The organism is Brevibacterium moorei (assembly GCF_024580735.1).
GTDB lineage: Bacteria > Actinomycetota > Actinomycetes > Actinomycetales > Brevibacteriaceae > Brevibacterium > Brevibacterium moorei.
The window spans coordinates 31532-45347 of sequence record NZ_JANIJX010000004.1; the positions used below are offsets into that span (position 1 = coordinate 31532).

Consider the following 13816-nt stretch of genomic DNA (forward strand, 5'->3'; position numbering starts at 1 on the left):
AGATCGTTCTTAAGGGTTTAAGCACGGTCAGTCTATCGGGTGGGTTACTCTGGGAGGCGCGCCGTCCGGCGCTCGATACGACCCGCGCGCCTGCGGCCGGGGTCCCGCGTACGACCCAGAGGAGTCCGACAGCCCGTGGCCAAGCTCTACTTCCGTTATGGCGCGATGAATTCGGGGAAGTCCACGGCCCTGCTGCAGGCCGCCTTCAACTACGAGGAGCGCGGCCAGCGGGTGCTGGTGGCCAAACCCTCAGTCGACGTCAAGGGCGCGGGCCAGGTGATGTCGCGGCTGGGCGTGACCCGCGCGGTCGACTTCCTCATCGGCGTCGAGGACGACGTCGAAGCGCTGTTCAACGACGAGGCCGGGATGATCGCCCACGACGCACTGCTGGAATCGGTCGGCGGTGTCCCACCGGTGGCCTGCCTGCTGATCGACGAGGCGCAGTTCCTGACGCCCGAGCAGATCGATGGACTGATGCGCATCGCGACGCTGCGCGGGGTCCCCGTGATGTGTTACGGCATCCGCACGGACTTCCGGACCAGGGCGTTCCCCGGCTCGGCCCGGCTGCTGGAGATCGCGCACACCCTTGAAGAACTCAAGACGATCTGCCGCTGTGGGCGCAAGGCGATGTTCAACGGCCGCCGCATCGACGGCCGGTTCGTCTTCGCCGGCGACCAGGTCGCCATCGACGGGGTCGAAGCGACGTACGAATCCCTGTGCTCTGCCTGCTACCTCGAGGAGTCGGGCGGACGCCTGGGCTGAGGGCCTGCGGTAGCGTGGAGCCATGCTGAAACTGACGTACTCGGTGCTCAACCCCGAATACACCCACGCTCCCACCGTCATCCTGGGTCCGCCCCTGGGTGCGCACGCCGCCGTCTGGGCCGGTGTGGCCTACCGACTGGCCGAGGAGTTCCGCGTCGTGACCTACGATCTGCCCGGCCACGGTCTGGACGTGGAGAACCGGGCGGCGGCCCGGGCGGGAGAGCTGGACTATACGGTCGCCGACCTCGCCGCCGGTGTGGTGGCGATCGCCGATGAACTGGGCGTTGACACCTTCCATTTCGCCGGCTGTTCGATCTCCGGCGGGGTGGCCCAGCACCTGGCCCTGGACCATGCCGAGCGCTTGGCCTCGGTCGCCGTCCTGTGCTCCCAGGAGCGCTTCGGCGATCCGCAGACCTACCTCGACCGGGCGGCCGAGGTGTTGCGCGACGGGACGCGTTCGCTGGTGGCCGATACAGCGGACCGGTGGTTCGCCGCCGGATTCCTCGACGAGGACAATCCGACCGCCGGGATCGTGCTCGAAATGCTCGCCGGCACCGATGACGCTGCCTACGCGGCGGCCTGCCGGGCCCTGGCGGGCTACGACCTGACCGGTCGCACCCAGGCCATCACCGTGCCGGCACTCTACATCGCGGGGGTTCAGGACCCCGGGGCTACCCCGGAGCTGATGGAATCCCTGGCCGCACGGATCGCCGGCGCGAAGTTCGTCACCATCCCGGATTCGGCCCATCTGTGCCTGGCCGAACACCCCGAACTCGTCGCCGACCACTTGGAGGAGTTCTTCCTTGCCCACTGACTCCGCGAATCCGACCCATCTGTTCGAACCCATCACGCTGCGCGGCCTGACGGTGCGCAACCGTATCTGGTTGCCGGCCATGTGCCAGTACTCATCGCCCACCGGTACGGGGATACCGGGGGACTGGCACCTCGTACACCTGGGCGCCAGGGCGACAGGGGGCTTCGGCCTCCTCATCACCGAAGCCGCCGCCATCGTGCCCGAGGGGCGTATTTCCCCGCAGGATGCGGGCCTGTGGAACGACGCCCAGCGCGATGCCTGGCGGCCGATCGTCGACTTCGTCCACGGGCAGGGTGCCGCCATCGCCGTACAGCTGGCCCACGCCGGCCGCAAGGCGGGTACCTACCGGGGATTCGTGGGGGAGCCCACGGGTGTGGCACCGGCATCCGCCGGTGGATGGGAGCCGGTCGGGCCATCGGTCCTGCCCTATCCGGGCCTGGCCACACCGCGGGAACTGACGACAGGGGAAGTCGCCGAGGTCTCCCGCGCCTTCGCCGCCGCCGCGCGCCGGGCCGTGGACGCCGGGTTCGACACCGTGCAGCTGCACGCGGCCCACGGCTATCTGCTCCACGAGTTCCTCTCGCCGATCTCGAATCGGCGCACCGACGCCTACGGCGGTGATCTGGCCGGCCGTGCCAAGCTCCTGCTGGACACCGTCGACCTGGTGCGCGCGGAACTGGGAGAGGACCGTCCGCTCCTGGTCCGGATGTCCGCGACCGAATGGCTCGACGAAGCGGACGACTCGGTCGATCCCACCGCCCGGGGGCTGACGCTTAACGATGCGGTGACGGTCGCCGGCTGGCTGGCCGAGCGCGGGGTGGACATGATCGACGTGTCGAGCTCCGGCAACACCCCGGCGCGGATTCCGGTGGGTCCTGGCTATCAGGTACCGCTGGCCGCGCGGATCAAAGCGGAACTGGCCGCCCGCGCGCAGTCGGAGGGGGCCTCGGCCGCAGGGGCCGTGCCGGCCATCGGCACGGTCGGGCTCATCACGGAACCCGCCCAGGCGGAATCCCTGCTGGTCACCGGTCAGGCGGATATCGCACTGATCGGCCGGGCCGCACTGCGCGAACCCGCCTGGCCGCAGCGCGCCGCACACGAACTGGGCCTTGACTGGCACGCAGCACCCTACCCGCCGCAATACACCCGTGGTCGCTGGTAGGTCACCGGTCGTCTTCGGCGGGGGTTGTGAGTTCGAGGCCGACCACGCCGATGAGGACGAGGGCCAGGAAGAGGATCTTCGCGATGCTGAAGGGCTCACCGGCCACGGCGGCCCAGACCGCGGTCGCGGCGGTGCCGACACCGGCCCATACGGCATAGGCGGTGCCCAGGGGAATCCTGCGCATCGCCACCTGTAGGCCGCCCACGGACAGGGCCATGCCGATGACGAAGCCAGCCAGATTCCACGGGTGGAAGAGCCCGGCGTCCAGGGCGTGTGCCCAGACCGCTTCGAACATCCCGGCGACGATGAGGATCGGCCACGCCCAGGCCTTGGTGGGGGAGTAAGCTCGCAGGCTTTGCATGGTGCTCATCAGCCCACCGCCTTCAGTCCGACCGCCCCGCCCAGCAGGCAGGCGATGAACAGGCAGCGCAGAACGCTCAGGCGTTCGCGGCCACGGACCACCGAATAGACAATCGTGGTCAATGCGCCCACTCCCACCCAGACGGCGTACGCGGTTGTCACGTCGATGGCAGTCAGCGCCCAGGCGAGGCCGCCGAGGGACAACAGGGATCCCAGGATGTAGAAGACGATGCGCCAGATCAAGCGCGTATTGCGGGCTGCCAGGGCGGCCGCCCAGATTATTTCGCACATTCCGGCGGCGATGAGTACCAGCCAGGCCGCACCGGAGGATAAATCGGTCATGGGAATTCGGGGGAACGTCTTTGCGCGTGGGCCGGTACGTTGCCATTCGTCGGCTGGCGCGGTCGGCGCCCGAGTCGAAACTAGCACACCGGGCCGTGCCCCACCGTGGTCGCATCCACTAGGCTGCCGATATGCAGACAATCACACTGGGCGACGTCACGGTCCGCTGGATCAGCGTCTCCGATATGGAAAACAACGTCTACCTTTTGACCTCGGCGGCCACCGGCGCACAGGTGCTCATCGATGCGGCGGCGGACGCTCCGGCGATCCGCGAGCTCATCGCCGCCGGCTCGGGCAGTGCACCGGTGGCGATCCTGACGACCCACCGGCACTGGGACCATGTCAGGGCCCTGGCCGAAATCGCGGGCACCGGGGCCGAGGGCAATACGATTCCCGTCTATGCGGGAGCCGACGATGCCCAGGCAGTGGCCGAGGAATCCGGAGCGCCGGTTGACAGGCAGATCAACCACCTGGAGGACCTCGCCTTCCCCGGCTTCACCCTGCACGCGGTCAAACTGCGCGGGCACACCCCCGGGTCGATCGCATATGTGCTGGCAGACGGAGCACAGACCATCATTTTCTCCGGCGACTCGCTGTTCCCCGGTGGGCCGGGCAAGACGTGGAACGAGGCGGATTTCGACTCCCTGATGGCGGACCTGCAGGCGCGGATCTTCGCGGTGTACCCCGACGATGCGCTGGTCCTGCCGGGCCATGGCGATACCACCACCCTGGGGGCGGAGCGCCCACACATCCCCGAATGGCTGGCCCGCCGCTGGTGAGGAGCCGCGGGCGGTGAGGGCCCGCCACGGGTGAACCATCGCCTGTGTGGATACTCCAGCGGTTAACAGGGCAGGGGCCCCGGGAACGATTCCCGGGGCCCCTGCCCTGTTACCTGCGACTGCCGGTCCCAGCCGGCGCAGGTCACTTGGCGGCGAGGTCCTCGCTGGTCGCCGCGATGAGCAGATCGCGGGCCGTGCGGCGCTGCCGCTGCTCCTCTGGGTTGGGCACCGGAACGGCCGCGATGAGGCGCTGCGTGTACGGGTGCACGGGATTCGCGACAACGTCTTCGCTGGGCCCGACCTCCACCAGGTAGCCGTGGCGCATCACGGCGATCCGGTCGGAGAGCATCTCGACCACGGCCAGGTCGTGGGTGATGAACAGGGACGCGAAGCCGTACTCCTGTTGCAGCCCCTTGAACAGCTCCAGCACTTTCGCCTGCACCGACACGTCCAGGGCGGACGTCGGCTCGTCGGCGATCAGCAGCTTCGGCTTGAGCGAGAGCGCACGGGCGATGCCGATGCGCTGCCGCTGCCCACCCGAGAGCTCGTGCGGATAGCGGTTGCGCATCGAGCGGGGCAGCTCGACGGAGTCCAGCAGGGCCTCGACCCGCTTGCTCAGTTCCGCTCCCTTGATCCCGTCGTGGAGCATCATCGGCTCGCCGATGCTCTCACCGACTGGCAGACGCGGATTGAGCGAGGAGCCCGGGTCCTGGAAGACGATTCCGACTTCCTTGCGATAGGGCCGCAACTGCTTATCGCCCAGCCCCGTGATGTCGTGGCCGTTGACCTCGATGGAACCCTCGACCACGGGCAGCAGGCCCAGGGCCGCGCGCCCGATCGTCGTCTTGCCCGAACCCGATTCGCCCACCAGGCCCACGACCTCGCCGGGGGCGATGGTCAGGTCGATGTGGTGGGCGGCCCGGAACGCAGGCGTCCGGCCGACCTTGGGATATTCGATCGCGGCGTCGGTGAAGCGCAGCGCGACATCGGCGGTCGACGGCTGCGACCCAGGATGGTAGATCGTCTCCTTGGAATCCAGGGATACGTTCGCCGGGATCCAGGAGGCGTCCAGGTGTTCGGCCTCGCGGACATCGGCCGCGCCCTCCGAGCCGAAAGCCGCCGGGGCATCCGACTCCTTGCCCAGGTGGGGCACCGCAGCCAGCAGCTGCTTGGTGTACGGATGCTGCGGATCGTGGAAGATCTGCTCGGCCGGACCGTTCTCCACCACACGGCCCGCGCGCATCACCAGGATGTGGTCGGCCATGTCCGCCACCACGCCCATATCGTGGGTGATCAGGATGATGCCCGAATCCAGCTTGTCCTTCAGCTCACGCATGAGCTTGAGGATCTCGGCCTGGACCGTCACGTCCAGGGCCGTGGTCGGCTCGTCGGCGATCAGCAGGCCGGGCGAGCAGGCCAGGGCCTGGGCGATCATGATGCGCTGGCGCTGACCGCCGGAGAGCTGATGCGGATAATGGTCGAAACGGCGTTCGTACTCCGGGATCTCGACCATGCGCATCAGATCCAGCGCCTTCTCCTTGGCCTCCTTGGGCCCCATGGCGAAGTGGGTGCGCAGCACCTCCATGATCTGGAAGCCCACGGTGTAGACCGGGTTGAGCGCGGTCATCGGCTCCTGGAAGATCACGGAGATCTCCTTGCCGCGGATCTTCTGCAACTCCTCATCGGGCATCCCGATGAGCTCCTTATCGCCCAGTCGGGCCGAACCGGTGGCGCGTCCGTTCTTGGGCAGCAGACCGATGAGCGACATCGAGGACTGGGACTTGCCAGAGCCGGACTCGCCCACGATGGCCAAGACCTCGCCGGCGTGCAGGGTGTAGTGCAGATCGTCCGCGGCTGTGAACCATTCGTCGCCGACCCAGAACTTCACTCCCAGGCCGTCGACCGTCAGGATCGTCTGTCCGCGCTTGCCCGTTGACTTTGTATTCGTATCGGCCATGTCAGTTCCGTCCCTTCTGCCCGTCCTCGGTGTCCCCGCCGGATCCGCCCGGATCCGGTTCGCCCTGTGTGGCGGCCAGCGGCTTGCCGATCTTGAAGGGCTCGGCCAGGTTCGAGGCGGCCCGCAGGGCGCGCTCGGCCTTGCGCATCTGGCGCGAGGACGGGATCTTGCGCTGGCGCGGATCGAAGGCGTCGCGCAGGCCGTCACCGATGAAGTTCACACACAGCGCGATGATGATGATGAACAGGCCCGGCCACCAGAACAGCCAGGGACGGGTTGCGAACGAACCCTGGTACTGGTTGATCAGCTGGCCCAGGGAGACCTGGGGGGAGTGCACGCCGAAGCCCAGGAAGCTCAGCGCGGTCTCCAGGACGATCGCCTGGCTCATCAGCAGCGTGGTGTTGACGATGATGACGCCCATGGAGTTCGGCAGCATGTGCTTGAACATGATGCGGAAGTCGCTGGCACCGGCCACCCGGGCCGAATCGACGAACTCGCGTTCGCGCAGGCTCAAGAACTCGCCGCGCACCAGACGCGCCAGGCCGGGCCACATGATGGCGCCCAGGGTGACCGCCAAGAGGGCGGGGGAGTCCATATGGCCGGCCAACACACCCAGGATCGCGCCGACGACGATGGTCGGCAGCATGACGAAGCCGTCGGTGATGCGCATCAGCAGATTGTCTACCCAGCCGCGGTAGTAGCCGGCGAGTGCCCCCACGATGACGCCGATGATGAGCGCGACCGCGCCCATGATGACCATCATCATCAGGGAGGTCTGGACGCCCTTCATGACCTGGGCGAAGTTGTCGCGGCCGATGTCGTCCTGGCCGAACGGATGGTCGCCCAGGTTGAAGAAGTGCGACAGGCTCCAGCTGGGGGCGCCGCCGTCGACTACGTCCGAGGTGTTGTAGTGGTTGTACTTCCACCAGCCGGGAATGGCTCCCACGCCCTGGGCTGAGAAGGAGAACAGCAGCACGACGATGAGCACGACCAGGCTGATCATGGCGCCCTTGTGGCGCAGGAACTTGCCCAGGACGATCTGGCCCTGGGACTTGCCCGCGGTCTCCTGCGCTTCGATCGCGCCTTCGCCTTCGAGGATGGTGTCGCCTTCGTGCTTCGAAGGATCTTGCATTGGAGTACTCATGCTGTCACCCGGATTCTGGGATCGAGGATGCCGTAGACGAGGTCCGCCACGAGGTTCGCGGCGATCGCCAACAGGCCGGTGATCAGGATATAGGCCATCAGCGGGTTGATGTCCGCATTCTCCAGGGAATCGGAGAACATCTTGCCCATGCCGGCCCAGCCGAACACGGTCTCCGTCATCACGGCACCGCCGATGATGGACATGACGTCGACCGGGACGATCGAGGCCAATGGCAGCAGGGCATTGCGCATGGCATGGCGCATGATGACGGTGCGCTCGTTGAGGCCCTTGGCCCTGGCCGTGCGGATGTAGTCCTGGTTCATGACCTCCAGCATCGATCCGCGGGTGTAGCGGGTGTAGGTGGCGAAGGAGATGAGGATCAGGGCGATCGAGGGCAGCAGCAGGTGGGTGTACGTGTCCAGGGTGTGGATCCAGAAGTTGCCCTGCAGGCCCGGTTCGCTGGCGCCGATCGTGCGGATCGGGCGGCCGGAGATCTGCGAGAGCTTGGAGTACTGCCCCCAGTACTGCATGGCCTGGTCGATGAAGATGATGACGCCGGAGATCAGGCCGACGATGCCCGTGGTCCTGGCCGACTGCCATTTATCGGGCCCGCCGAAGGCCAGGCCGATCGCCATTCCGGCCAGCACGGCCAGCACGGTGAAGGCGATGATGAGCCAGACGGTCGGATTGAAGAAATGGTAGTACCACTGCATCGCATAGTAGATGACCCCGCCCATCACCACTGCCGTGGTCAGTGAGGCGTAGAGGGCCCTGCGGTTCTCCAGCCCGGTCGACAGCAGCGTGGTGACCACGGCGCCTGCCAGGGACAGCACCAGGGAGCCGACGATGCCGATGCCCGGGTTGTTCAGCCAGCCGGTGGTGAAGATGAAGATGAGGACCGCCAGCGTGATGACGAGGGCCGCTGCGAAGTTGATGAGCCTTCTGCGCATCGAACCGCCCATCGCGCCCATCCAGAACAAGCCCAGCACCACGGCCGCGATGATGATCAGCGGCCAATTGGTCTGCGGGTTCTGCAGGTAGTTGTTGAACCCGATGGAACCGTACTGCTTGAGCAGCACGGCGACCCAGAAGACCGGCAGGGAGTACATGAGGAACGTGATGAAGGTGATCACGTAGTCGAAACTCGTGTACTGGCGCAGAGCCGAGACCAGGCCGACGAACACGCCCAGGATGATGGCGATGATCGTGGCGGCGAACACCAGCTTCAGCGAAGTGCCGACGGCCGCCGGCAGCATGTCGGTGACCTGCTGGTTGGTCTTCCACGCGAGCCCCAGATCGCATCTGCCGATGACGCAGGACCCGACCCCGCCCAGCCACCAGAGGTAGCGCACGGGTGAGGGCACGTCCAGGTTCAGCAGTGCGATGCGGTTCGCGATGTCTTGTTCTTTGCTGGGCGAGGTCGACTCCCTCAGATCCGCTAGTGGATCGATCGCCAGATCGGTCAACACGTAGAGGATGAACGTCACGATGATCATGACGACCAAGGAGGATGCCAACCGTCGCAGAAGGTATTTGATCATGATATTTCCTTCGCTGACGGTCCGTCGGCGGTGGGCCCGGACCCCGTAGTGGGTCGGGTCCACCGCCGCCGGTTCATCTTCGATATGCGATTATGTGTCCGCCTCCCGGCGGTCTACTGGACCTTCCAGTCGAAGTAGTTCCAGAACAGCGTAGGCGCCACGGAGGTCGAGTTCACGCCTTCGATGGTGTTCTTGACGCCGATGACCTCGGGGAACTGGAAGATCGTGGTGCCGAAGCCGTCGTCGACCAGGTGCTTTTCGATCTTGCCGCTGATATCGGCCTGCTTGGCCGGATCGAGTTCGCCCTGCAGCTGATCGAACAGCTTGTCGACCTCCGGGTTGTTGTACTTCCCGTAGTTGTTCTGGCCGGTGGAGCGGAAGTTCGCGTCCGCGGCGGAGACACCGGTGTTCTCGGACTGCCAGCCGAACAGCGAGGCGTCGTAACGGCTGGTGTCGGGCAGGTGCTCGCTCCACTGGGCATCGGCGCCGTCGACGACCTGGAAGCCCGCCTGTTCTGCGGATTCCTTGATCAGCTGGAACTCCTGCTCACGGCGGGCGTTGCCCTTCGCGTAGATCAGGCGGACCTTGGGCTTGGAGACCCCCGCCTCGCTCAGCAGCTTCTTGGCCCCGTCCACGTCGACCTTGCCATAGGCGGCATCCCAGCCGCCGTCCTTGACCATCTGGTCGTAGGTGGGGGACCCGGGCACCTGGATGAAGGAATCGCGGACCTGCGCGTCCTCCTTCAGCGGCTTGATGATGTCATTGACGATCTTCTCGCGCGGGATGGTCTGCAGGAAGGCCTTGCGGACCTTCTTGGCCTTCTCTTTATCCCCGCCGTAGGTCTTGGGGTCGAAGGGGCCGCCGTTGGCGAAGACCAGGTCCACGTGTTCATAGGTGGCGCCGTCGGCGTTGAGGACGTTGACCCCGTCGATTGCCTTGACGGACTTGAGGATGTCCGCGGTGGCCTGCGGGTTGATCATGTCGACCTCGCCGTTCTGCAGGGCCTGGACCGCGGCGGTCGGATCCTCGTTGAAGCGGAAGGTGATCTTCTTGAAGTCGGGCTTGCGCTCGCCCGCATAATCATCGCGGCGCTCCAGGGTCAGGAACTGGCCCTCCTGGAATTCCGTCATCTTGAACGGACCGGTGCCCACCAGCAGATCCGGATCGCTGGGCAGCTTGGTGAAGTCGAAGCCGGTGTTCCACACATTGGCCAGCTTGGTCAGGGATGCCTTGTCGTCGTCCTTGAAGGCCTTGAGGACGGCATCGTTGGCCTTGGTGGCATCGTCGAGGCCCAGGGCCTTCTTCGCCACGATGTGGGCGGGCAGGCCGGAGTCCTGCTGGCTCAGGGTGATCTCCCAGTCCGCGAAGGGCTTGGAGTATTCGAAGGTCACGGACTTGCCGTCATCGCTGATCTCGGGGAACTTCTTGATCAGGGCGATGCCGGGGTCGGCGGAGTTGAAGACGACGTTCTCGCCGCTCTGCTTCTTGACGTTGCCTGAATCATCGGCGACCTTGGCGGCGTCCTTCGTATTGAAGTTCGTGCTCTGGGCGCCCCAGGCCAGGACCAAGTCGGCAGCCGAATAGGGAGTGCCGTCGGACCACTTGGCCGTGTCGGCAATCGTGAACTTGACCTTCATGGGGCTGTCGGAGACCTTCTCGACCTTGCCGAAGGAGGTGTTCGGCTGGACCTTGAGGTCATGGTCGTAATAGCTGAAGGCGTCGTCGGTGAAGTACTTGATGTTCGAGTTCGCGACGGCGTTGGCCGTGGAGGAATTGATATTCGAGGAGTAGAACGACTGGTTCCACATCACCTTGAGTTCGGCATCGCCGTTGCCGCCGCCATCAGCGGAGGCATCGCCACCGCCGTTGTTCGGGGTGCAGGCGGACAGCAGCAGGGCGGTGGCGGCGGCTGCCGCACCGAGAGACAAGAAGCGCTTCTTCACTTCTTCTCCTTTCGTAGGTACGGGTCGTTTCGACCCAGTAGATGACCGGAGGATCCGGGTCCCCGTGCCCGAAGCCCTCACTTGTGAAAGGAGTGGGAGCCCGATGCACGGTGCATGAGTAACGCCACTCTATTCCACAATGTGGTCGTTCGCACAATCTGTGACGTGGAGATCCTATGGCGTTACATGACCGTCATATTCATGTGGCCTGTGACCGGGCTGAACTGGGCAAACGCATGCTCCGTCCGAGGGGTGAATGCACGGCGGCCCGCATCCGGGGATCGGATGCGGGCCACCAACTCCTGTATCCGCGGGGTGCGGATGCAGGGTGTTTCGTGTGTGCCTGCTGTTACTGCATCTTCCAGTCGTAGAAGTTCCAGAACATCGTGGGTGCCACGGTGATATTGGAGACGCCCTGCAGGGTGTTCTTATACGAGGTGATCGAGGGGAACTGGTAGAGCGTGATGCCGAAGCCGTCGTCGACCAGGTGCTTTTCGACCTGACCCTCGATCTGCGCCTGCTTGGCGGGATCGAGTTCCGTCTGCAGCTGGTCGTAAAGCTTGTCCACGGCCTTATTGGAGTACTTGCCGTAGTTGTTCTGAGCGCCGGTGCGGAAGTTCGCATCGGATTCGGTGACCGCGGTCGAGGTGGACTGCCAACCGAACAGCGAGGCATCGTACTTGTCGATCTGCTGCAGGTGCTGGCCCCACTGGGCGTCCGCGCCGTCGACGATCTGGAATCCGGCCTGTTCGGCGGATTCCTTGATCAGCTGGAATTCCTGCTCGCGGCGGACGTTGCCCTTGCCGTACATGATGCGGACCTTGGGCTTGGAGGCGCCGGCTTCGGCCAGCAGTTTCTTGGCACCGTCGATGTCCTGCTTGCCGAAGGCGTTCTCGATCCCGCTGTCCTTGACGATCTGGTCGTAGTCGGGCGATCCGGGCACCTGGGTGAAGGAGTTGCGCACGGCGGCGTCGTCCTTCAGCGGCTTGATGATGTCGGTGACGATCTTCTCGCGCGGAATCGCCTTGAGGAAGGCCTGACGGACCTTGAGTGCCTTGTCCTTGTCCCCGCCGTAGGTCTTGGGGTCGAAGGGGCCGTCATTGTCGAAAACCAAATCGACGTGTTCGTAGGTGGCGTCGTCGCCGGTGTCGGTCTGCACCCCGTCCAGGCCCTGGACGGACTTGAGGATGTCCGCGGTGGCCTGGGGCTGGATGATGTCGACCTCGCCGTTCTGCAGGGCCTGGACCGCGGCGGTCGGATCCTCGTTGTAGCGGATCGTGATCTTCTGCACGTTGGGCTTGCGGGCGCCCTCGTAGTCGTCGCGGCGCTCCAGCGTGAGGTATTGGTTCTCCTGGAAGTCTGCGATCTTGAACGGCCCGGTGCCCACCAACAGGTCCGGATCACTGGGCATCTTGGTGAAGTCGAAGCCGTTGTTCCAGGTGTTCGCGATCTTCGCCAGGGGCTTGTCGTCCTTGTCCTTGAAGGCCTTGAGGACGGCCTCATTGGCCTTGGTGGCATCGTCGATGCCCAGGGCCTTCTTCGCCACGATATGGGCGGGCAGGCCGGAATCGGTGGTGGTCAGATTGTTCACCCAGTCGGCGAAGGGCTTGGAGTACTCGAAGGTCACCGACTTGTTGTCGGCGCCGATCTCCGGGAACTTCTTGATCAGTGCGACGCCGGGGTCTGCGGCGTTGAAGACGACCGTTTCGCCCTTCTGCTTCTTGACATTGCCCTCTTCGTCCTGGACCTTCGTCAGATCCTTGGTGTTGAAGTTAGTGCTCAAGGCGCCCCAGGCCAGGACGAGGTCCGCGGCGGAATAGGGCGTGCCATCGGACCACTTGGCCGTGTCGGCGATCGTGTACTTGATCTTCAGAGGATTGTCCGAGACCTTCTCGACCTTGCCGAAGCTCTCATTGTCCTGGAGCTTGAGGTCCTTGTCGTAGTACTTGAAGGCATCGTCCATCATGTACATGATGTTCGAGTTCGCGGTGGCGTTGCCGGTGGTCGTGTTGTTGTTCACCGAGCGCAGGGGCTCGTTCCACATGACCTTGACCTCGGCATTGTCTTTGCCGCCTTCGGCCGACGCGCCCGACCCTCCGTTATTGGGCGTGCACCCGGCCAGCAGCAGGGCGGCCGTCGCCGTGAGCGCGGCCGCGCTGAGGAAACGCTTTTTCACGTTGTCGTCCTTTCATGGGATGGGGATCTTCCCCAAGCGCTCCCGGAGTGTTCTCTGGGAGTTTCTTCCGATTATGCCCGTGATGGAATGCACAGTAGACACAATCCCGCAAGTCTATGTCGGAATGTGGGAAACAGCACATTTCGAGTGTGGGAGCCACGGGCCGGGAAACCGGATTGGATAGAGTGCAGGACATGCCTGAAGACACCGGACCAGAACCCGCCCAGACCCTGCCGGGCAGTGATATCGCTCTTTTGCAGACGCTGCGCTCCGGGGGCTCGGCGCCGTTGTGCTGGATCACCGCGGTGATCGTCGTGGTCGCGGTGGTGTCCCTGTTCGTCCAGGCCGGGCCCGCCGACGCCATCGCCCTGTCGGGCATCCCGCTGGCCTTCGGCGCCGCGGTTTGGTTGGCCTTCTACTTCCCCCGGGTCGAACTGAGCCCCGCCGGGTTGCGAATAGTCAACGTCTTCAGTGTCACCACGCTGCCCTGGCCGGCAGTGGAATCCTTCGACCTGCGTTTCGGGCTGACTGTGCACACTCGGTGGGAACGCAAGTACTCCGCCTGGGCCCTGCCCGGCTCCAAGCGACGCCCCCGGCAGCAGGAGGGGCAGAAGAAGAAGGCGGTGAGCGCGGTACCGGACCCCAAAGCGCAGGCGGTGGTGGACTATTTCTCCGCATTGCGCACCTTGGGCGCGCTGGACGACCCGCGCATCGACCCGACCCCTCCGGTGCGCCAATGGATCCCGTGGGCGGTTGCTGTGGCGGGAATCGCACTGGTCTGGGCGGTGCTGGGCATTCTGTCCCTTTGACCGGATGCGTACAATTGACTATGGCGC

General features: G+C 65.1%; 12 protein-coding genes. 5 read left to right on the forward strand and 7 right to left on the reverse strand.

Annotation, left to right across the window (positions count from 1 at the left end; all coding sequences use genetic code 11):
- Positions 1 to 135 precede the first annotated feature (135 nt).
- Genes NQ034_RS04065 through NQ034_RS04075 form a run of 3 tightly spaced genes read left to right on the forward strand, consistent with a single transcriptional unit; the run spans position 136 to position 2738 of the window.
- Complete coding sequence (locus tag NQ034_RS04065) at positions 136 to 762, forward strand: thymidine kinase (protein ID WP_257047165.1); 627 nt, start codon at positions 136 to 138, stop codon at positions 760 to 762.
- Positions 763 to 784: 22 nt separating this feature from the next.
- Entirely contained in the window at positions 785 to 1576 is a 792-nt protein-coding gene (locus tag NQ034_RS04070; protein ID WP_257047166.1) for an alpha/beta fold hydrolase, read from the forward strand.
- A complete protein-coding gene (locus NQ034_RS04075; protein ID WP_257047167.1) occupies positions 1566 to 2738 on the forward strand; it encodes an NADH:flavin oxidoreductase/NADH oxidase in 1173 nt (390 codons plus the stop codon). Before NQ034_RS04070 ends, NQ034_RS04075 begins: the two co-directional genes overlap by 11 nt.
- A 1-nt stretch (position 2739) precedes the next feature.
- On the opposite strand, the gene NQ034_RS04080 is transcribed toward NQ034_RS04075, so the two are convergent.
- On the reverse strand, positions 2740 to 3108 hold the full coding sequence (locus tag NQ034_RS04080) for a DMT family transporter (protein WP_257047169.1): 369 nt from the start codon (positions 3106 to 3108) through the stop codon (positions 2740 to 2742).
- Positions 3108 to 3440 carry a DMT family transporter gene (locus NQ034_RS04085; protein ID WP_257047170.1) on the reverse strand — a complete coding sequence of 111 codons (333 nt, stop codon included), beginning with the start codon at positions 3438 to 3440 and terminating at the stop codon, positions 3108 to 3110. The genes NQ034_RS04080 and NQ034_RS04085 overlap by 1 nt, the downstream gene beginning before the upstream one ends.
- Before the next feature lie 131 nt (positions 3441 to 3571).
- Between NQ034_RS04085 and NQ034_RS04090 the strand changes: the two genes are divergently transcribed.
- Positions 3572 to 4219 carry an MBL fold metallo-hydrolase gene (locus NQ034_RS04090; RefSeq protein WP_257047171.1) on the forward strand — a complete coding sequence of 216 codons (648 nt, stop codon included), beginning with the start codon at positions 3572 to 3574 and terminating at the stop codon, positions 4217 to 4219.
- Positions 4220 to 4361: 142 nt separating this feature from the next.
- On the opposite strand, the gene NQ034_RS16175 is transcribed toward NQ034_RS04090, so the two are convergent.
- The 5 genes from NQ034_RS16175 to NQ034_RS04120 all read right to left on the reverse strand — a co-directional run bounded on the left by NQ034_RS16175 (position 4362) and on the right by NQ034_RS04120 (position 12980).
- Entirely contained in the window at positions 4362 to 6176 is a 1815-nt protein-coding gene (locus tag NQ034_RS16175) for an ABC transporter ATP-binding protein (RefSeq protein WP_306428115.1), read from the reverse strand.
- A 1-nt stretch (position 6177) separates the two neighbouring features.
- Positions 6178 to 7320 carry an ABC transporter permease gene (locus tag NQ034_RS04105; RefSeq protein WP_257047172.1) on the reverse strand — a complete coding sequence of 381 codons (1143 nt, stop codon included), beginning with the start codon at positions 7318 to 7320 and terminating at the stop codon, positions 6178 to 6180.
- On the reverse strand, positions 7317 to 8861 hold the full coding sequence (locus tag NQ034_RS04110) for an ABC transporter permease (protein WP_257047173.1): 1545 nt from the start codon (positions 8859 to 8861) through the stop codon (positions 7317 to 7319). The genes NQ034_RS04105 and NQ034_RS04110 overlap by 4 nt, the downstream gene beginning before the upstream one ends.
- Positions 8862 to 8974: 113 nt before the next feature.
- Positions 8975 to 10804: an ABC transporter family substrate-binding protein gene (locus tag NQ034_RS04115; protein ID WP_257047174.1), complete on the reverse strand. Its 1830-nt coding sequence runs from the start codon at positions 10802 to 10804 to the stop codon at positions 8975 to 8977.
- Between the two features lie 349 nt (positions 10805 to 11153).
- Complete coding sequence (locus NQ034_RS04120; RefSeq protein WP_257047176.1) at positions 11154 to 12980, reverse strand: ABC transporter family substrate-binding protein; 1827 nt, start codon at positions 12978 to 12980, stop codon at positions 11154 to 11156.
- Positions 12981 to 13174: 194 nt separating this feature from the next.
- Here NQ034_RS04120 and NQ034_RS04125 point away from each other — a divergent pair, with 194 nt between their 5' ends.
- Entirely contained in the window at positions 13175 to 13789 is a 615-nt protein-coding gene (locus tag NQ034_RS04125; protein ID WP_257047177.1) for a PH domain-containing protein, read from the forward strand.
- The last annotated feature ends 27 nt before the right edge of the window (positions 13790 to 13816 follow it).